15 protein-coding genes are annotated in these 19866 nt (G+C 72.1%); 3 read left to right on the top strand and 12 right to left on the bottom strand.

Annotated elements, in window-relative coordinates:
- Positions 1-13 precede the first annotated feature (13 nt).
- Positions 14-697 (top strand): hypothetical protein, encoded by a 684-nt coding sequence (locus CFK41_RS02895; RefSeq protein ID WP_096798325.1) that lies wholly within the window; start codon positions 14-16, stop codon positions 695-697.
- A 37-nt stretch (positions 698-734) separates the two neighbouring features.
- Here the strand turns inward: CFK41_RS02895 and CFK41_RS02890 are convergent, their stop codons facing one another.
- The 5 genes from CFK41_RS02890 to CFK41_RS02870 form a co-directional block, all read right to left on the bottom strand.
- Complete coding sequence (locus tag CFK41_RS02890; protein WP_096798324.1) at positions 735-1526, bottom strand: amino acid ABC transporter ATP-binding protein; 792 nt, start codon at positions 1524-1526, stop codon at positions 735-737.
- Positions 1526-2518 (bottom strand): amino acid ABC transporter permease, encoded by a 993-nt coding sequence (locus CFK41_RS02885; protein ID WP_096798323.1) that lies wholly within the window; start codon positions 2516-2518, stop codon positions 1526-1528. Before CFK41_RS02885 ends, CFK41_RS02890 begins: the two co-directional genes overlap by 1 nt.
- Positions 2515-3447, bottom strand: a complete 933-nt coding sequence (locus tag CFK41_RS02880; protein WP_096798322.1) for an ABC transporter substrate-binding protein — start codon at positions 3445-3447, stop codon at positions 2515-2517. Before CFK41_RS02880 ends, CFK41_RS02885 begins: the two co-directional genes overlap by 4 nt.
- 72 nt (positions 3448-3519) lie before the next feature.
- Entirely contained in the window at positions 3520-5592 is a 2073-nt protein-coding gene (locus tag CFK41_RS02875; RefSeq protein ID WP_096798321.1) for an ABC transporter ATP-binding protein, read from the bottom strand.
- On the bottom strand, positions 5592-7328 hold the full coding sequence (locus CFK41_RS02870; RefSeq protein ID WP_096798320.1) for an ABC transporter ATP-binding protein: 1737 nt from the start codon (positions 7326-7328) through the stop codon (positions 5592-5594). Before CFK41_RS02870 ends, CFK41_RS02875 begins: the two co-directional genes overlap by 1 nt.
- A gap of 141 nt (positions 7329-7469) precedes the next feature.
- On the opposite strand from CFK41_RS02870, the gene CFK41_RS02865 reads away from it, so the two are divergent.
- Entirely contained in the window at positions 7470-8150 is a 681-nt protein-coding gene (locus tag CFK41_RS02865) for a DUF6318 family protein (protein WP_151904653.1), read from the top strand.
- 6 nt (positions 8151-8156) lie between these two features.
- Here the strand turns inward: CFK41_RS02865 and CFK41_RS02860 are convergent, their stop codons facing one another.
- From CFK41_RS02860 to CFK41_RS02845, 4 genes are read right to left on the bottom strand one after another with little or no spacing between them, the layout of a single operon-like run.
- Positions 8157-8972 (bottom strand): class I SAM-dependent methyltransferase, encoded by an 816-nt coding sequence (locus CFK41_RS02860; protein WP_096798318.1) that lies wholly within the window; start codon positions 8970-8972, stop codon positions 8157-8159.
- Complete coding sequence (locus tag CFK41_RS02855; RefSeq protein ID WP_096798317.1) at positions 8969-10861, bottom strand: ABC transporter ATP-binding protein; 1893 nt, start codon at positions 10859-10861, stop codon at positions 8969-8971. The genes CFK41_RS02860 and CFK41_RS02855 overlap by 4 nt, the downstream gene beginning before the upstream one ends.
- Positions 10858-12981 carry an ABC transporter ATP-binding protein gene (locus CFK41_RS02850; RefSeq protein WP_096798316.1) on the bottom strand — a complete coding sequence of 708 codons (2124 nt, stop codon included), beginning with the start codon at positions 12979-12981 and terminating at the stop codon, positions 10858-10860. The genes CFK41_RS02855 and CFK41_RS02850 overlap by 4 nt, the downstream gene beginning before the upstream one ends.
- Positions 12978-13487, bottom strand: coding sequence for a DUF456 domain-containing protein (locus CFK41_RS02845; protein WP_096798315.1), 510 nt, complete (start codon positions 13485-13487; stop codon positions 12978-12980). The genes CFK41_RS02850 and CFK41_RS02845 overlap by 4 nt, the downstream gene beginning before the upstream one ends.
- A gap of 277 nt (positions 13488-13764) precedes the next feature.
- Here CFK41_RS02845 and CFK41_RS02840 point away from each other — a divergent pair, with 277 nt between their 5' ends.
- Positions 13765-14439 (top strand): VanZ family protein, encoded by a 675-nt coding sequence (locus CFK41_RS02840; RefSeq protein ID WP_096798314.1) that lies wholly within the window; start codon positions 13765-13767, stop codon positions 14437-14439.
- 40 nt (positions 14440-14479) lie between these two features.
- Here the strand turns inward: CFK41_RS02840 and CFK41_RS02835 are convergent, their stop codons facing one another.
- From CFK41_RS02835 to CFK41_RS02825, 3 genes are all read right to left on the bottom strand, one after another.
- Positions 14480-15460, bottom strand: coding sequence for a beta-ketoacyl-ACP synthase III (locus CFK41_RS02835; RefSeq protein WP_096798313.1), 981 nt, complete (start codon positions 15458-15460; stop codon positions 14480-14482).
- Between the two features lie 162 nt (positions 15461-15622).
- Positions 15623-18691, bottom strand: a complete 3069-nt coding sequence (locus CFK41_RS02830) for an AAA family ATPase (protein ID WP_096798312.1) — start codon at positions 18689-18691, stop codon at positions 15623-15625.
- Complete coding sequence (locus tag CFK41_RS02825) at positions 18688-19851, bottom strand: exonuclease SbcCD subunit D (protein WP_096798311.1); 1164 nt, start codon at positions 19849-19851, stop codon at positions 18688-18690. Before CFK41_RS02825 ends, CFK41_RS02830 begins: the two co-directional genes overlap by 4 nt.
- Between the last annotated feature and the right edge of the window lie 15 nt (positions 19852-19866).

The following is a 19866-nucleotide window of genomic DNA, read 5'->3' as shown; positions in this document are numbered from 1 at the left end:
TGAGGAGGACGCCATGTCCCGCACGATCATCATCCGATGCACCACCCTGGCCGCCGCGACCGTGCTCGCCCTGACCGCGTGCGGGGGCACGGACGACGCCCCTGCAGAGGAGCGGGACGGGGGCGCCGCAGCTGAGCAGGAGGCCCCTGCGGGCGACTCGGGAGACACGGACGCGGAGGCCGACGACGCCGCGGCGAGCGACGGCGGGGGCGAGGAGGAGGCCGGCGACGGCGCGGCCGGGTCCTCCGAGGAGTCCGCCGTGGTCGAGATCGGCACCGAGTTCACCGATGAGGAGACCGGCGACGTGATCACGATCGTCTCCGCAGTGCGCCACAACCCCACCGAGTACTACCTGGCCTCCGACAACCCCGACGGCGAGATGATCTACCTCGAGGTCGAGGTGACGGCCGGGGATCAGTTCGGCGGCGTCATCAGCCAGCAGGACTTCGTGCTCGACGACGGCGGCGAGGAGGTCAACTACGCCTCGACCGCGGACGAGGAGCTCGCCGCCGCGGGCTTCGAGAACTTCGAGGGCGCCTCCCGCCGGGACGGCGGCGGCGCCGGGTACATCCCGATCTACGTCGAGCAGACCGGTGACACCCTCAGCGGCGCGTACGTGCGGCCCGAGATGAAGATCCTCGGCGAGGACGCGACCGTCCCCGAGTTCCGCGGCGAGTTCGAGATCCCCGCCGCCTGACCCTGGGGCCGCCCCGGCGGCCCGGAGAGCCGCCTCGTCACAGCACCGAGGCGAGGAAGCCTTTCAGCCGCTCGGAGCGCGGGTGGTCGATGACCTCTTCGGGGGTGCCGCGCTCGAGGATGCGGCCCTCGTCCATGAACACGACCTGGTCGGCGACCTCACGGGCGAAGCCCATCTCGTGGGTGACCACGACCATGGTCATGCCATCGGCCGCGAGATCCTTCAGCACGGCGAGCACCTCGGAGACCAGCTCCGGGTCCAGGGCGCTGGTGGGTTCGTCGAAGAGCATCAGCTCGGGGTCCATCGCCAGAGCCCGCGCGATCGCGACGCGCTGCTGCTGACCGCCGGAGAGCTCGGAGGGGTAGTGGTCGGCGCGATCGGCCAGGCCCACCCGCTCGAGCAGGGTGCGCGCCTTCTCCTCCGCCGCGGCCTTGGACAGCCCGCGCACCTGGACCGGGGCCTCCATGACGTTTCCGAGCGCCGTGAGATGGGGGAACAGATGGAAGCGCTGGAAGACCATGCCGATCCTCGACCGCTGCACGGCGATCTGGGCAGAGCTGAGCTTCTGCCAGCGTCCGTCGGGCAGCGGCTCGGGCCGGTAGCCCTGCACCTCGCCGTCCACGAGCACGCGCCCGGCGGTCGGCTCCTCGAGCTGGTTGATGCAGCGCAGCAGGGTGGATTTGCCCGAGCCCGACGGTCCGACCAGCACGGCCACCTCCCCGGCGCTCACGACGAGATCGCAGCCCTTCAGCACGTGCAGGTCGCCGAACATCTTGTGGACGTCCTCGACCGCGATCACGGCGCGGGTCTGCTCAGGGGTGTTCGTCATCAGAGCTCCACCTCCGGGAGCGGGTTCTGCGGAGTGGTCCCGGCGCTGTTCACGGCCGCCTGGCGGGAGCGCCTGCCGCCGCCCCTGGCGGGGGTGCGGGCGTCGAAGCCCCGACCGAAGTGGCGCTCGAGGTAGTGCTGGCCCACCATGAGCACGCTCGTGATGGCGAGATACCACAGCGCCGCGACGATCAGCAGCGGGATCGGCGTGAACAGCTTGTTGGCGATGCCGTTGGTGGCGAAGGTGAGGTCGAGGGTGAAGGGCACGGCGAGCACCAGCGACGTGGTCTTCAGCATGCCGATCGTCTCGTTGCCCAACGGCGGCACGATCACACGCATCGCCTGCGGCACGATGATGCGGCGCAGGATCCGCCCGTTGCTCATGCCCAGCGCCTTGGAGGCCTCGGTCTGGCCCTTGTCCACCGAGTTCAGGCCCGAGCGGATGATCTCGGCGAGATAGGCGCCCTCGTTCAGGCCCAGGCCGATCACCGCGGCCCAGAAGGCGGTGAGCAGATCGCGCGTGGAGAAGCTCAGCAGCTCCGGGCCGAAGGGCACGCCGACCACGATCTTCGGGACGATCACGGTGAACAGGCCCCAGAACACCAGCTGGGTATACACGGGGATGCCGCGGAACACGAAGATGTACGCCCAGCTCACGCCGCGCAGCACGGGATTGTCGCTGCGACGCATGATCGCGGCCGTCAGCGCCACGACGGTGCCGAGCACCATCGACAGGAGCGTGAGCAGGAGGGTCCAGCCGACTCCCTGGATGACCTTGACGTCCAGGAGGTAGGTCGCGACGGTGCCCCACTCGAGCACCGGGTTGGTCACCAGGAAGGAGACGAGGCCCAGCACCAGCAGGGCCACGATCACGGCCGAGATCCAGGTGCCGGGGCGCGGGGCGGCCTTGACGCGCAGCGGGGTGACGCCCTGTGCGGCGGCCGGCGGTGGGACCGACGGGTCGTCAGGGGCGGGGGGCTGGGTGGTGGTCACGGCTGGGGGTTCACTTCCGCGGTCGGGATCATGCCTGCGTCGTTGCCCCATGCAGCGAGGATCCGCTCCATGTGGCCGGTGTCGATGAGATGCTGCAGCGCCGCGCGGATCGCCTCGGCGAGCTCGGGCTGGTCCTTGGCGACGACGATGCCGTTCAGAGCGGATTCCTCGATCTCGCCGATCTGCTCGAGGGTGCCACGGGACCGGGCGATGGCGTACGCGGTGACCGGGGAGTCGGCCATGAGGATGTCCCCCTTGCCGCCGGCCACGTTGGTCGCCGCATCGGAGTTCGAGGCGTAGGCGAGCAGATCATAGGCGGCGTCGCCCTCGTCGCGGCACTCCTGGGAGCGCTCGAGGGAGAGCTCCTCCTGATAGGTGCCCACCTGGAGTGCGACGCGCTGGCCGCAGAGATCGTCGGGATGGATGCCGTACGGGTTGCCCGCCTTCACGGCGTAGGAGATCCCGGCCTGGAAGTAGGACACCATCGAGACGGCCGCGAGCCGCTCCTCGTTGATGGTGAAGCTGGAGATGCCGACGTCGTAGGTGGAGCCGACGGCGGGGATGATCTGCGCGAACACCGCGGCCTCGGTGCGGGTGCGCAGCCCGAGGACCTCGCCGATCGCCGCGAGGATGTCCATGTCGTAGCCGATCGCCTCGCCGCTGCTGCCCACGAACTCGCCGGGCGCGTAGTTCAGCGCGGCCCCGTTGACGAGCTCGCCCCGCTCGCGGATCGACGCGGGGAGCAGTGCGGAGATCTCCGGGACCTCCTCGATCCCGCTGAGGTCCACCTCGGGCACGGCGTTCGACTCGGCGTCCAGAGTCTCCGAGGCACGGGTGCACGAGGCGAGCGCCGGCGTCAGCGCGGCGGCGGCCAGAGCCAGGGGCGCCGCGCGCAGCAGGGCGCGGCGGCGAGGGCGATACGAAGTCACCGATGAATAGTATTCACAGTGCTGTATGAAAACCAAACACTGAGGTGTGCTTCACCCCTCGCGCCCCCGGCCTCAGCCGCCGAGCGACATCTCGCCGGTGGTGGTCGCGACCTCGTCCTCGGCGCCGTGCCCGGAGAGCTCCGCCTCGGCGTCGACGTCCACCGCGGCGCCCTCGAACTGCGAGCGGTACAGCCGGGCGTAGGCCCCGCCCTGGGCGAGCAGCTCCTCGTGGTCGCCCTGCTCGACGATGTCGCCGGCCTCCATCACCAGGATCAGGTCCGCGTCGCGGATGGTGGAGAGGCGGTGGGCGATCACGAAGCTGGTGCGCCCTGAGCGCAGACGGTTCATCGCCTGCTGCACGAGCACCTCGGTGCGGGTGTCCACGCTCGAGGTGGCCTCGTCGAGGATCAGCAGGTTCGGCTGGGCCAGGAACGCGCGGGCGATCGTGACCAGCTGCTTCTCGCCGGCGGACAGCGTCGTCTCGTCGTCGTCCACGACCGTGTCGTAGCCCTCGGGGAGCTGGCGCGCGAAGTCGTCGACGTGGGTGGCGCGAGCCGCCTCGATGACCTCCTCGTCGCTCGCGTCCAGTCGCCCGTAGCGGATGTTCTCCAGCAGCGACCCCTTGAACAGCCAGGTGTCCTGGAGGACCATCCCGGTGCGCTCGCGCAGCTGGGCGCGGGTGAGGTCGCGGATGTCGATCCCGTCGATCGTGATCCGACCGCCGTCCACCTCGTAGAAGCGCATCACGAGGTTCACCAGGGTGGTCTTGCCGGCACCCGTCGGCCCCACGATCGCGACCGTGTGCCCGGGATCGGCGACCAGGGACAGGTCACGGATCAGCTCGCGCTCGGGGGTGTACGAGAAGCGCACGTGCTCGAACTCGACCCGGCCCTCCCGGATGCCGGCCGCGGCCGTGGTCACCGTGGTCTCGGACTCCTGCTCCTCGGCGTCCAGCAGCTCGAAGACGCGCTCCGCGCTGGCCACCCCGGACTGCAGCATCGTCGCCATCGAGGCGACCTGCGAGAGCGGCTGGGTGAACTGGCGCGAGTACTGGATGAAGGCCTGCACGTCGCCGAGGGTGAGCTGGCCGGAGATGATCCGCAGCCCGCCCACGATCGCGATCGCCACGTAGGACAGGTTCCCCACGAACATCATCAGCGGCATGATCAGGGAGGAGACGAACTGGGCGCCGAAGGTGGCGCGGAACAGGGTCTCGTTGCGCTCCTCGAAGCGGGCGGCGACCTCGTCGCGTCGGCCGAAGACGGTCACCAGGGAGTGCCCGGTGTACGCCTCCTCGACCTCGGAGTTCACCACGCCGGTCGCGTCCCACTGCTGGGCGAAGAGCTTCTGCGCCCGCTTGCCGACGATGCCCGTCACCAGCAGGGCCACCGGGATCACCGCGAGCGCGATGAGCGAGAGCTGCCAGGAGATCGTGAACATCATGATCAGCACGCCGATCACCATGAGGATCGAGTTCACCAGGCCCGTGACGGTGTTCATCAGGGTGTTCTGGATGTTGTCGATGTCGTTGGTGACCCGCGAGAGGATCTCGCCGCGCTTCATCCGGTCGAAGTACGCCAGCGGCAGCCGGTGCAGCTTCTCCTCCACCTCGCGGCGCAGGCGCGAGACCATGCGGTAGATGATGCGGTTCAGCGCCAGGCCCTGGAACCACATCAGCAGCGCCGAGACGGCGAAGAGGCCGACGGCCAGCGCGAGGGTCTGGTGCAGCGCGACGAAGTCGATGCCCTCGCCGGGGGTGAGGGTCATGCCCGAGAGCATGTCCGCGAAGGTGTCCTGGCCGTCGGCGCGCAGACCGGCGATCACGTCGGCCGGATCGGCGCCCGCGGGGAGGTTCTTCGAGATCAGACCGGTGAAGATGAGGTCGGTGGCGTGGCCGAGGATGCGCGGTCCCACCACGGAGAAGGCCACGGAGACGAACCCGACCAGGATCGCGGCGAAGAGGTAGAGGCGCTCGGGGCCCATCTCGCGCACCAGGCGTTTGGTCGAGGGCCAGAAGTTCCGGGCGCTCTGGCCGGGGCGCAGCCCGCGGGCGGCGTCCTTCTCCGAGGCGATCTCGGCGGCGGTGGAGGCCTCGTCGCCCGCCGCGGCGACGGGCTTCTGCGTGTGCTGCTCTGAGTCGCTCATCAGGCCACCTCCTCCTCGACGCCCTGCGAGCGGACGATCTCCTGATAGGTCTCGGAGCTCTCGAGGAGCTCGCCATGGGTTCCCTGCGCGACGATCCGGCCGTTGTCCAGCACCAGGATCAGATCCGCGCCGGTGATGGTCGAGACGCGCTGGGCGACGATCAGCATCAGCGCATCGCGGGTCTCGGGGACCAGGGCCGCCCGCAGCTTCGCATCGGTGGTGAGGTCCAGCGCGCTGAAGGAGTCGTCGAAGAGGTACAGCGAGGGCGTCGCGGCCAGGGCCCGGGCGATGCACAGCCGCTGCCGCTGCCCGCCGGAGACGTTGGTGCCGCCCTGCGCGATCGGGGAGTCGAGCGCGGTCGGCATCGAGGCGACGAAGTCCCGCCCCTGCGCGACGGTGAGCGCGTGCCAGAGCTGCTCGTCGTCGGCCGAGGGGTTCCCGAACCGCAGGTTCGAGGCGACGGTGCCGGAGAACAGGTAGGGGCGCTGCGGGACCAGGCCCACCCGGTCCCAGAGCACGCGCGCGTCGAGGTCGCGCACGTCGTGGCCGTTCAGCAGCACCCGGCCCTCGCTCGCGTCCATCAGGCGCGGCACCAGGTTGATCAGCGTGGTCTTGCCGGCGCCGGTGCCGCCGATGATCGCGACCGTCTGCCCGGCGCGGGCGGAGAAGGAGATGTTCTCGAGCACCGGGCGCTCGGCGCCCGGGTAGGTGAAGGAGACGTCCTCGAAGGTGAGCTCGACCGGACCGTCGATGTCCCGCACGCCGTCGGTGCGCTGGTGGACGCTGGTCTCGGTGTCCAGCACCTCGGAGATGCGCTCGGCGGAGACCATCGCACGGGGGATCATCATCGTCATGAAGGTCGCCATCATGACCGCGATGAGGATCTGCATCAGGTAGGCGATGAAGGCGGTGATCGAGCCGACCTCCATCTGGCCCGAGTCGATGCGGGGCGCCGCGACCAGCAGCACCATCACGCTGGAGACGTTCAGGATGAACATGATGATCGGGTTGATGAGGATCATCAGCAGGCCGATGCGGCGGTTGAGGTCGGTGACCTGGCCGTTCACGACGCCGTAGCGCTCGCGCTCGCGATCCTCGCGCACGAAGGCGCGCAGCACGCGGATGCCTGTGATCTGCTCGCGCAGCACCGAGTTGATGTCGTCGATCTTGCCCTGCATCTGCTTGAAAAGCGGTGCGGCGCGGAAGATCAGGATGCCGACGGCCACCAGCATCACCGGCACCATCACCGCGATCAGCCAGGCCATCCCGGGCTCGACGCGCAGCGCCAGGATCACGCCGCCGATACCCGTCACCGGGGCCTGGACCAGCATGTTCAGGGAGAAGAAGACCAGCATCTGCACCTGCTGGACGTCATTCGTCGAGCGGGTGATCAGCGAGGGCGTGCCGAACTCGGCGAGCTCGCGCGGGGAGAAGGAGGCGACCTGCGAGAACACCCTCGAGCGCAGGTCCTTGCCCACCCTCATCGCGGAGCGGGCCGCGAAGTAGTTCGCCGCGACCAGCGCGATGATGTTGCCGAAGGAGATGAGCAGCATCAGCCGGCCCAGCTGCCAGATCACCGGGACATCGGCCTTGGCGACGCCCTCGTCGATGATGTCGGCGTTCAGGGTGGGCAGATAGAGGGCGGCCAGCACGCCGACGATCTGGAAGAGCACCACCAGGAGCACCCAGATCCAGTACGGCGTGATGGCCCTGAGCACGAGGCGCAGCAGGGTCACGAGATTCCTTCCGAGAGGCCGCTCCGACCGAGACGTCTCCGGGCGACCTCGGAAGCATAGGCTTTCCGGCCGACACCGGACATCCGACTTCTGTCGTATCCGCGCAGGGCGGAACCAGCGATGTCGTCTACGGTGGACCGCGTGAATCGTCCCGTCCAACGCATCGTCGTCATCGTGCTCGCTCTCCTGCTGGTGGTCCCAGCGGGAGTCTTCGGGATCGGTCAGCTGCTGGGTCCGGGCGACGGAGACCAGCCCGGGACCACCGCGGCCGAGAACCCAGAGAACCCCGAGAACCGGCCGACGGCCGACCCCGCCGACCAGCCGCCCCGCCCCGATCTGCCCGAGCCGGAGGCGCCGGCCGGTCTCACCGATCAGAGCGAGGACGGAGCCCGCGCGACCGTCACCTACCTGCTGCAGACCTACGACTACATGATGAGCAGCGGCGACGTCTCGGTGTGGCAGGACTCCGTGGACCCGGGCTGCCAGGTGTGCGTGAGCTTCCTGGACAACGCCGAGCTGCTCTCCGATCAGGGCGGCTATCTCGTCGACGGCGCCTTCGAGGTGCACTCGACGACCTTCTCCGGGAAGGGCGAGCCACCGGCGACCGGCACCGTGGTCGCGCAGTTCACCCAGGAGGAGTCGGTCCTCGTGGACGACCCGAACCTCCAGGCCACCCCGCTGGACTCCGTGACCGGGCAGCTCATCGCCACCGTCGCCTGGGACGGCGACCGCTGGCGCGTCACCGACATGACCATCGCCCCGCCCGAGGGCCAGGCCTCCGACGGCGGCGGCGCGAGCGACAGCGGCGGCGCCGCGGGCTGAGCGAGGTCAGGCGCCGGTGGGGCGGTAGAGGAACCAGTCGGTGCGATAGGGGACGCCGATGACCTCACCGGGAGCGTGGCCGAGGTGCTCGTGGAGGTACCAGTCGAGGTTCGCGAGCACCGTCGCCCGGCGCTCCTCCGGGGCGGTGATCACGTAGCTGCGCGTGCGGGCGAGGTCGATGACGTCGCCGGTGGGCATCGGGTCCTCCCAGTCGTGCACGCCCCGCCGCACCAGCTCGAGCTCGGGGCCCACGACCGGCAGGAAGTCCTCGCGGTGGATGTCCCCGGCGTGCATGATCCGCGAGAGGCGATGCACCCACGGGATCGTCACGTCGAGCATGTTCCACACCAGCGCGAGCAGGCCGTCGTCGGTCAGCAGCCGCGCCACCTCGGTCGAGGCGGCCGCGTCGTCGAACCAGTGCCAGGCCTGCGCCACGGTGACCAGCTCCGCGGACCGAGCGGGCAGCCCGGTCGACTCGGCGGCGGCGACGCGGGTGATCAGCGGCCCGCCGCTCGCCGCGATCTCGAGCATGGCGGCGCTGGTGTCCACGGCGGTCACCTGGAGACCCCGCTCCGCGAGCGCCCCGGAGAGCTTCCCGGTCCCGGCGCCGAGGTCGACCGCGCGGCGCGGCGAGTGCGCCAGCATCTCGTCCAGCACCGCGTCCGGGTATCCGGGGCGCAGCCGGTCGTAGTCCGCGCCCTGGCCCTGGAAGGCCGCGGCGAGGGTCTGCTTGCGCTCGTCGGTCCCGAAGCGCGGAGCATCCCGGGCGGAGATCGGCGGAACCGGCGGGTGCAGCGGATCGGGGGCGTCCCGCTCGCTCATCGCTGCGCCCGATGCGCGACCCAGGACTGGTGCAGCCCCGCATAGATGCCGCCCTCGAGCTCGACGAGCTCGGCGTGGGTTCCGTGCTCGGCGAGGTCGCCGTGGTCGAGCACCATGATCCGGTCGGCCCGCTCGGCGGTGGAGAGCCGGTGGGCGATGGTGATCGTGGTGCGGCCGCGGGCGAGGCCGTCGATGGCCTGCTGCAGGCGGACGTCCGCCGCGGGATCGACGGCGCTGGTCGCCTCGTCGAGCACGATGATGTCCGGATCGGCGAGGTAGGCGCGGGCCAGCGCCACCAGCTGCCGCTCCCCGGCGCTGAGGGACTCGCCGCGCTGGCCGACGGGGGTGTCCAGACCCTCGGGCAGCTCCTCGGCCCAGGTGCCCAGACCCAGCTCGTCCAGGGCCCGGTGCATCTCCTCCTCGGTCGCGCTGGGGCGCCCGTAGAGCAGGTTCCCGGCCACGCTGGTGTCGAAGAGGAAGCCCTCCTGCGGCACCATGATCACGCGCGAGCGCAGCGACTCGTAGGGCACCAGGTGCAGCGGCACCCCGCCGATGCGGATGCCGCCCGAGGCGGGATCCATCATGCGGGTGAGCAGCTTCGCGAAGGTGGTCTTGCCGCTGCCGGTCTCCCCCACGATCGCGATGCGGGAGCGGGCCGGGATGTCCACATCGATGCCGTGCAGCACCTCGGGGCCCGTGGGGTACGCGAAGCGCAGGTCGGAGATCTCGATGTCGAGCAGACCCTCGGGCAGCACCGTCGCGCCCGGCACCGGCTCGACGCGCTCCCCGGTGCGGGGGTCGATCGCGCCCGCGGGGTCGGCGACGTCGGCCGGGGTGTCGAGCACGCCGAGCACGCGACGCCAGCCGGCCACGGCGTTCTGCGCCTCGGAGAGCATCTCGATGCCCATCCGCACGGGCTGGCTGAACAGCGAGACCAGGAAGACGAAGGCGATCACGCCGCCGGCGGTGAGGTCGCCGCCGGGCAGGTCCACGCCGAGCACCCCGGTGCCCAGCACGATGCCGACCACGACCACCACCGCGGTGGCGAGTCCGTCGGCCGTCTCCGAGAGGAAGAACGAGACGGACTGCGGTCTCAGCACCGCGAACTGGGCGTTGCGCACCTCGCCGATGCGGTCCACCTGGGCGCGACGGGTTCGGTCCTCGGTGCCGTAGGCCCGCACGGTGGCGGAGCCGACGAGCGACTCGGAGACGGCGCCGAGCATGGCGCCGACCTTGGTGCGCACCACCTGGTAGCGGGCGCGGATCCGCTTCTGCAGGGACCCCATGATCACCAGGATCGGGAGGTAGCAGATCCAGACCGCGAGCGCGAGCGGCCACGAGTAGAAGGCCATCACGCCGGTGGCGAGCACGAGCTGGAAGCTCATCACCACCAGCATGATCCCGCCGAAGCTCATGAACTGGCTGACGGTGTCGACGTCGCTGGTCACGCGGGAGACCAGCGCGCCGCGCTGCTCGGTGCCCTGGGTGAGCAGGGAGAGGTCGTGGATGTGGCGGAAGGCGCGCTTGCGCAGCGTGGCCAGGGAGTGCTCGGCCAGGCGGAACAGGCGCCGGTTCATCAGCACGTTGCAGGTCGCGGTGGCGAGCAGGACGAGGGCGGCGAGCCCTGCGGCGCCGGCCACGTAGGCGAGGTCCGGGACCTCCGGCTCGATGATCCCGCGGTCCAGGATGGACTGCACCGCGATCGGCACCACGACCTTGCCGGCGGTCGCGATGACGGCGAGCAGCAGCGTGATCCACAGGCCTCGCAGCAGGTCGGGGGTGAGGGCGAGTCCGCGGCGGATCGTGGACAGGGCGCCCTCGTCGACGGCGGTCTCGCCGCCGAGCGCCGAGGAGCTCGCTGCGCTGCGGGCGGCGGGTGCGGCGGTCATCGGCCGGCCTCCTCATCGGTCGGATCGGACTGCTCGGGGGCGTCGACACCGGGGCGGACGACGGGGACCGCGCCGGTGCTCGTCGGGACATCGCATTCGCGGTCGTCCCCGAACACCTCCTCGCGGCGGTACCGGCCGGAGCCGTGGATCTCGATGGCTCCGGTGACGGTGCGCTCGCGCTCGGCGGGCACCGCGACGGCGGGGTCCGGGCCGTCGCTGGGCTGGGGATGGGAGGCCTCGAGCAGGTTGTGGGAGATCGCGGCCTCGTCGTAGGCGTCCACGAGCGCGCGATAGCCCTCGCTGCGTCCGCGCAGGTCCTCGTGGGTGCCGGCGTCGGCGACGCGGCCGTGGTCGAGGAAGACGACCTGGTCCGCGAGGGAGATCGTGGACTTGCGGTAGGCGATCAGCAGCAGGGTCGAGGCGGTCATCTCGCGGCGGATCCCGTCGAGGATGGCGAGCTCGACGCTGGGGTCGCAGGCGCTGGTGGCGTCGTCGAGGATCAGCAGCCGGGGCCGGCGGGCGAGCGCGCGGGCCAGGGCGATGCGCTGGCGCTGGCCGCCCGAGAGGGAGCCGCCCCGCTCCCCCAGCTCGGTGTCGAGCCCGTCGGGCAGGGCGTCGACGAACGCCTCGGCCTGGGCGACGCGCAGCGCCCAGCGCACGGTGTGCTCGTCGATGTCCTCGCCGAGGGTGACGTTCTCGCGCACGGTGGCGTCGAAGACGAAGGCCTGCTGGAGCACGAGGGCCACGTCGGCCGTGAGCGCCTGGGCGGTCAGGGAGCGCAGCTCCGCCCCGTCGAGGCGGACGGTGCCGGAGGTGGGCTCGACGAGACCCGCCGCGAGCAGCGCGAGGCTGGACTTGCCGGAGCCGGTGGTGCCGACGACGGCGAGAACGCGGGTGCCGGCGTGCGGGTCGGCGTGCAGGCTCACGCCGTGGAGTGCATGGCCCTCGCGCACGACCTGCTGCTCGGCCCGGGCGCCGCGGCCCAGGATGACCTGGGCGGGGTCGTCGCGGTAGACGAAGGAGACGTCCTGGATGTCGAGCACGCCGGGGCCGTCCGGGAGGGGGTCGGGACCGTAGGTGCGCTCCTCGGGGACGTCGAGGATCTGCTGGACGCGCCCGCCGCCGACGACGGTGCGGGAGAGATCCCCGAGCACCCAGCCGAAGGAGCGGATCGGCAGCGACATCAGCGTGAACAGGTAGGCGACCTCGACGAGCTGGCCGGTGGTCAGGTGCCCCTCGCCGATGCGCCAGGCGCCGAGCACCGCGACGGCGAGGATGCCGAGGTTGGGCAGGGCGTCGATCGCGGGGTCGAACCAGCCGCGGATGTAGCCGAAGCGGATGCCGGTCTCGCGCAGGTCGTCGGCGGCACGGGTGAAGCGCCGCTCCTCGACGTCCTCGCGGCCCAGCGACTTCACGACGTTCGCGCCGTCGAAGGACTCGTGGGCGATCTCCGCGACCTCGGCCCGCAGCTGCTGGGAGCGCATCGCGATGGGGGTCGCGAAGCGCTGCAGGAGCACGTTGAGGATGATGAGAAGCACGATCAGCGCGAGCATGACCAGCAGGATCACCGGGTCGATGCGGGCCACCACGACCGTCGCATAGACCAGCATGACGATGGTGGACAGCGCGAAGGGGAAGGGCGCCATCGCGAAGAAGGTCGCCTCGACGTCGGAGTAGACGGAGCTGAGCAGGGTGCCGGTGGCCTGGCGGCGGTGCCACAGCAGCGGCACCTTCGCGTACACCTCGGTGATCCGCTCGCGGTAGAGGCGGAAGAGGTCGTACTGGGCGGCGGCGGCGAAGATGCGCCGCGCCATGACGGTGACGGCGCGGGCCACCGCGATGCCGAGGATCGCGGCGCCGCCGCCGAGCAGCAGGGCGGGAGCGGCCTCGCCGCGCTGGAAGGAGGGCACGATGACCTGCTCGGTGACGCGGCCGATCACGGCGGAGGTCGCGATCTGGAGCAGGGCGAAGGCGATCGCGCCGAGCACCGCGAGCAGGAACCAGCGGCGCATCTCCCAGGACCCGGTGAGCAGGCGCTTGAGCCCCGGGACCAGCACGGCGGGGTGCTGGCGCGGGGGCACGGACGGGGTGCGGGGGGCGGGGGCGTCGATGCGGGTCATGCGGAGACGAAGTGGACGACGACGGCGATCGCGAAGGTGATCGTGGAGAGCATGGCGAGGGAGAACTCGATGAGGATGCCCAGGCCGAGGGCCTTCATCGCGATCCAGGCGGAGGTGAAGCCCTTCGTCCAGTCCTTCTGCCGCACCGCCTCGGAGACGTACAGGCCGATGAGGAAACCGATCGGCAGGCCCAGGAAGGGGATGACGAAGATGCCGACGATGCCGGAGGCGATGCCGACGTAGACCGGCCACATCGGCACCTCGGCGGCCTGCAGGCGACGGCCGGTGAGCACGTAGCTCGTGGTCATGCCGATCGCGCCGAGCACGAGCACGATCGCGAAGGCGACCCAGCCGGTCCAGCCGCCGATCAGGATGGCCCAGACGAGGGTCGCGATGACCAGGGTGACCGTGCCGGGCAGCACGGGGACCACGATCCCGGTCAGGCCCACCACGTAGGCGAGGCCGACCACGACGGTCACGATGATCTGGGCGGTGAGAGAGTCCACGGGTCCTCCGGGAGGCGCGGGAGCGGGCGGCGGCCGGTGCGGGGCCGAGGGATGTGAGCGTTCACGACGACACGACACTACGCGGCACGACGGCGACGGTGCGGGGCGCGGGGGTGCGGGAGCGATGACGGCCCCGCGAGCGGGGCCGCGTCCATCCTATCGGGACAGCGCTCTCGCGATCGCCCGACGATGGTCGCGGGACGAGACCGGGTGAGGGTCGCCTCGACGACGGGGCGGAGCACTGGTCCCGCCCGGCCCGGGACCGTACGGTGCCGGGGTGAGCGAGTTGCTGCAGCTGGTCGTGGTGGGCGTCGCCGGGGGTCTCGGCGTGTTCGCCCTGATCCTGCTGCCCGCGATGCAGCTGCAGCGGCGTCGCTTCGGTCGGGTGCGCCCCTCGCGTCTGGTGGCCGTCGCGGCGATCTGCCTGTACACGATGTCGCTCGCGGGCCTGACGGTCGCTCCGGCCTATGACGTGGCCGTGACCTGCCGCAGCCGCTCGGGAGGCGCTGTGCGCCTGGACCCGTTCCACACCCTGGCCGAGGTGCTGGCGATGCAGCGCGGCGGGGCCGGCCTGCTGGAGCTCGCCACCAGCTTCACGGTGCTGCAGATCCTGCTGAACATGGCCCTGTTCCTGCCGCTGGGCCTGATCCTGCGCGGGGTGTTCCGGCTCGAGACCACGACTGCCGTCGCGATGTCGATGCTGCTCTCGGCCCTGATCGAGATCACCCAGTACACGGGCGCCTTCGGCCTCTACCCGTGCGGGGTGCGGATCGCGGACATCGAGGACCTGCTGGCCAACACCGCCGGAGCCGCGCTCGGAGCGCTGCTCGCTCCGGTGCTGACCCGCTGGCGGGTGCCGCTGTTCGCTCGGGAGGACCGTCACCGGGACGGCCCACCCGGCTCCGCGACGGACGCGGACCCGGTCGAGGATCTCCTGCGGCGCTGGTTCTGAGCACGGCGATCGGGAGTCCGCCGACCTCGAGCGCTGCCGCTCAGGGCAGGCGCACCACCTGACCGGCCCAGGAGAAGCCGCCGCCGAAGCCGACCAGCAGCGCGGTCGCCCCAGAGGGGATCTGGCCGGCCTCACGCATCCGGGAGATGGCCAGCGGGATGGTCGCGGCGGAGGTGTTGCCGGAGGTGATGATGTCGTCGGCGACGATCGCGTCCTCGCGCAGCCCGAGCGAGGCGGCGAGCGGTTCGATCATGCGCAGGTTCGCCTGGTGGGGCACGAACACGTCGATGTCCTCCATGGTCAGGCCCGCGGCCTCGACGATCTGCCGGGACAGCTTCGGCGCCTCGCGCAGCGCCCAGCCGAGCACCTGACGGCCCTGCTGCGAGAAGGCCGGGCCCTCGCCGCCGATGGTCACGGCGTCGGCGAGCTCGGGGACGGTGCCCCAGACCACCGGGGAGATGGTGGCCTCCTCGCTCGGCACGAGGACCATGGCCCCGGCGCCGTCGGCGGTGAGGATGCAGGTGGTCCGGTCGGAGTAGTCGGTGACCGCGGAGAGCTTCTCCGCGCCGATCACCAGGGTCGCCGTGGAGGCGCCGGCGCGCAGGGACATGTCCGCCACGGCGAGGGCGTGCTCGAAGCCGGAGCAGGCGGCGCCGACGTCGAAGGCCGCCGGGGCGGAGAGGCCCAGCAGCTGGGCGACGCGGCCGGCGGCGCTCGGGGAGCGCTCGTAGTTGGAGCAGGTCGCGACGATCACCTGGGTGATCTCGGAGGGGTCGAGCCCGGCGTCGGCGATCGCGGCCCGGCCGGCGACGGCGGCGAGGTCGGCGACGTCCTGGTCGTCGGCCGCGATGTGGCGCTCCTCGATGCCGGTGCGCTGGCGGATCCACTCGTCGCTGGTCTCGACCAGCTGCTCGAGGTCCTTGTTGGTCATCACTCGCTCGGGGCGGTAGTGGCCGGTTCCGACGATCCGCGAACCGGCCACGGGGGCCGGGAGGGCGAAGGGGCGGGGTGTCGCGGTCATGAGGGCTCCTGCCGTCGGGGGGTCGCAACGATGGTAGATCCGCGGGCGCCGCTCGTGGGTCCGGCGGACCCATGTGTGACCTACTTCGGGCGCGGGGATTCCGCCAGCGTCACCGCCCGCGGGGTCGAGCGGACCCGGGCGTCGAGGAGAGCCTCGGTCTCCTCAGGCGGTGACGTTGAGCGTCGAGCGGGAGTCCGCGCCGCGCCGCACATGGATCTGCTCGGCGATCTGGGCCTTCATGTCGCCCACGTGGCTGACGATGCCGATCGTGCGGCCGCTCTCGGCGAGGCGCCCGATCTCCCGCACCACGGTCTCGAGGGTCTCAGGATCCAGGCTCCCGAAGCCCTCGTCGATGAAGAGGGTCTCCATCTGCACTCCCCCGGCCTCTCCCATGACGATGTCCGCCAGGCCCAGCGCGAGCGCGAGCGAGACGAAGAAGGTCTCGCCGCCGGAGAGGGTCTCGGGCACGCGCGCCTGATCGGTGCGGCGGTCCAGGACCAGCAGGTCCAGGCCGGTCTTCCGTGCGCCGCGGGCGCCCCGGTCGCGCAGCAGCTCGAGGTCCGAGCCGGAGAACAGGGCCAGGCGCTGGTTGGCGGCCTCGATGACGGCGTCGAGCCGCCACATGAGCACATAGGTGGAGAGCTGCACGCGCTCCCCGTCGCTCGAGCGGCCGGTGGCGAGGTCGGCGACGCGCACGGTGATGCCGGCGTCCTCGCTGACGGTGCGCACCTGGGCCGATGCGGTGGCCAGCGCGGCGCGGGCGGCGGCGGCCCGTTCGGCGATGCCACGGTGGCGGGCGGCGACCCCGGCGGCCTCGCGGGAAGCGGTCTGCGCGGCGGCGAGCCTCTCCGCGGCGGCGGTCCGGGCGGCCTCCGCCTGTTCGCGGGCCTCGTCGCTCGCGAGGGCGTCGGCGATGCCCTCCTCGGCCAGGCCGTCGGCGAGACGGGACTCCTCGACGGCGCGGGTCTGGACCTGCTTCTGCAGGCGGATGCGCTCCTCGGCGGGGAGCACGGCGGCCTGCGCGGCCTCGGCAGTGGCGAGCCCGCTCGCGGCGAGCGAGCGGTGGGCGTCCTCGGCGAGCTCGGCCGCCCGCTGCTCCGCCTCGGCCCGGGCCCGCAGCGACTCCCGCAGCGCGCTCGCGGCCCGCGCGCGGGAGAGGTGGGCCCGGCGACGTGCGGCGATCGAGTCGTCCTCCCCGCGGGCCTCGGTGATCCGGGTGCGGTCGGTCTCGAGGGCGTCCGCGGCGGCGGTGAGCGCGGTCCGCTCGCGCTCGAGGGCGAGCGCGTCCTCCTGCCGCCGACGGGTGAGGGTCTCGGTCTCCGTGTCGAAGGCGGTCAGAGCGGTCTCGAGCCGGGTCGCCGTCTCCTCGGCTCGCCGGGCGGCGGTGACCTGGGCGGTCGCGGCGTCGACGGCGGCCTTCGCGGTCTCGGCGGTGAGCTCGCCGGCGGCCTCGCGGAGCCGGTCGAGCTGCTGGGCGGCCAGGGCCCGGGCCTGCTCGGCGCGGGAGTGCTCGGCCTCGGCGGCGCGTCGGGCGGTCTCGGCGGCCCCGACCTGCTCGGGGGTGACGGCGTCCTCGGCGGCGCCGGCGGGGCGGGGATGCTCGAGCGCGCCGCAGACGGGGCACGCGTCCCCGTCGGCGAGGTCCACGGCGAGCTCCGCGGCGATGCCGGCGAAGCGGCGGCTGCGCAGATCGGTCTCCGTCGCGGCCCGCTCCTGGGCGATGCGGAGCGCGGCGGCGGCCTTCTCGCGGGCGGCCCCGACCTGCTTCTGCTGGGCGTCGGCGGCGGTCGTGGCCTGCTGGCGCTCCTCGGCGGCGCGCAGGGCGAGGCGGGCATCGCCGAGGGCGCGGGCGCCCTCACGCGCGGCATCGCGGGCGGCGACCTGCTCGGCGCGCTGGGCGGGCCGCTTCTCGAGCTGCTCCGTGAGCGCTGCGCCGGCCGTGGTCGAGGCGACGAGCTGCTCACGTCGAGCCGCGAGCTGCTGCTCCCGTGCGGGCAGGGCGGTCTCGAGCTCGACGAGCTCCTTCAGAGCACCCGCGGCGGCGGTCTCCTCGTCGGCCTCGGCGACCAGCTGCGACGCGGGGTCCTCCCCCTCGAGCAGGTCCACCACCTCGCCGTGCTTCGGCCGGGTGGCGGTGGCGAGCTGGGCGAGCGCCTCGACGGCGGTCGCGGCCCGGGCGGAGGCGGTGTCCCGGCGGCGCAGCACCTCGACGACGGGGCGGGCGGTCTCGTCCTGCTGCAGGCGGCTGCGCGCGGCCTCGACGGCGGGCTTCTCCGTCGTGAGCCGTGCGGAGAGGGTGTCGAGCTCGCGCCGGCGGTCGATGCGTCGGCGCGCGGTCTGGGCGTCCTCGGCGGCGGTGCGGGCGGTCTGCTCGGCGGCCCCGGCCCGCTCGGCGGCGGCCGCCGCCCCGTCGGCCCGGGAGGTGACCGCGACGAGATGCTCCTCGGCGAGCGCGGCCAGGGGCTCCAGGCGCAGCGCGGCGGCGTGCTCCTCGAGCAGGCTCACCTGCTCGTCCTCGAGTGCGGCCGCCTCGGTGAAGCGGGCGAGGGCCGTGCCGAGGGTCTGCTGGGCGGCGTCGACCTCACGCCGGGCCTGCTTGCGCATCTCCTCGAGCTGCTTCTCGACGCGCGCGTAGGTCTCGGTGCCGAAGACGCGCTGCAGCACGGCCTGGCGCTCCCCCGTGCCGGCCCGGAGGAAGCGGGCGAACTCGTTCTGCGGCAGCAGCACCGTCTGCGTGAACTGTTCGCGGCTCAGCCCGACGGCGAGCTGGATCTCGCGACCCACCTCGTCGATGCGGGACGCGATCGCCTCGACGCCGCCGCCCCCGCCGGCGGTGTCGGCGATGACGTCGGCGATCAGCTGCGGCGAGCCGATCCGCCACAGCACGGCCCTGGCCTGCTCCTTGGTGGTGCCGGTGCCGCGCATCTTGGGTCGCTGGAACTCGGGCTGGCGTCGCACCCGGAAGATCCCCGAGGCGGTCTCGAACACCAGGTCCACCACGCTCGCCTCGGTGGGCGGCGCGAACTGCGAGCGGATCCGGTCGCCGCTGCTCGCGCTGCCGGCGACCTGCCCGTAGAGGGCGAAGACGATCGCGTCGAGGATCGTGGACTTGCCGGAGCCGGTGGGGCCCTCGAGCAGGAACATGCCGCTGGCGCCGAGGGCGGCGAGGTCGATCTCGACGGTTCCGGCGAACGGGCCGATGCCGGTCAGGCGCAGGTGGTGGAGCTTCACGAGGCCTCCTGCTGGCGGCGCACCGCGGTGTAGGCGCGGTCCAAGACGTCGTGCTCGGCAGGGGTGGGTGCCGCTCCGGTGACGTGGGCGAGGAAGTCGTCCATCACCTCCAGCGGGTTCTGCTCGCGCCGCACCACGGGGGTGGCGTCCCGGGCCTCGCGGCCCTCGGGCGCGTACTCGGTCAGGAGCAGGTGGGGGAACGCCTCACGCAGCTGCTCCTGCAGGTGGGCAGGACGGGCCGGGTCGGTGACGACGGCCTTGATCCAGTCCCCGCCGTGCTCGTCGCGGCGGGCGAGGATCTCCTCGAGGGTGCCGCGCAGCTCGGTGAGAGGACGCGGCACGGGGGTCTCGAGGCGGCGCACCTCGGCCGTGGTGCCGGGTGCGCCGAGCTCCACCATCAGCACGGACTTGCGGTGGTTCCGCTCGGAGAAGGAGAAGGCCAGCGGGGAGCCGGAGTACCAGGCGGGTGCGCCGACCGTGCGCGAGAGGTCCTGGCAGCCGTGCAGGTGGCCGAGGGCCAGGTAGTCGATGCCGCCGAGCACCCCGGCGGGCACGGAGTCGACGCCGCCGACGGCGAGGTCGCGCTCGGAGTCGCTCGCCTCGCCTCCGCTGACGAAGGTGTGGGCGAGCACGACGGTGCGGGCGCCGGGATGCGCGGCGGCGCGCTCGCGCACGCGGTCCAGGGCGGCACGGGTGACGGCCTCGTGGCTGCGGGCCAGCGGCGGCTCGCCCTCGGCGACCAGCTCGGTGCGCGCACGGTCCGGCTCGAGGTAGGGCAGGCCGAAGAAGAGCACCTCTCCGTGCTCGTCCTCGACGATGACGGGATGTTCGATCCCCGGCACGTCGGTGAGCAGGTGGATGCCGGCCCGCATCAGCGAGCGCCCGAAGCCGAGACGCTCCGGGGAGTCATGGTTGCCGGAGGTGAGCACGACGGTGGCGCCGGTGTCCGCGAGGCGGGCCAGCGCCCGGTCCAGCAGGGACACGCTGCTCACGGCGGGCACCGCGCGGTCGTAGACATCGCCGGGCACCACGACCACGTCGACCTGCTCCGCCTGGACCAGCTCGACCAGCCAGTCGAGGAAGGCGGCCTGGTGCTCGTGCAGGTCCACCTTGTGCAGGGTGCGGCCCAGGTGCCAGTCCGAGGTGTGCAGGATCTTCATGCCCCGAGCCTACGA

This window comes from Brachybacterium ginsengisoli (assembly GCF_002407065.1).
Taxonomy (GTDB): domain Bacteria; phylum Actinomycetota; class Actinomycetes; order Actinomycetales; family Dermabacteraceae; genus Brachybacterium; species Brachybacterium ginsengisoli.
Note: the sequence above shows the minus strand (reverse complement) of the source record. Positions and strands in the feature narration are given on the sequence as shown.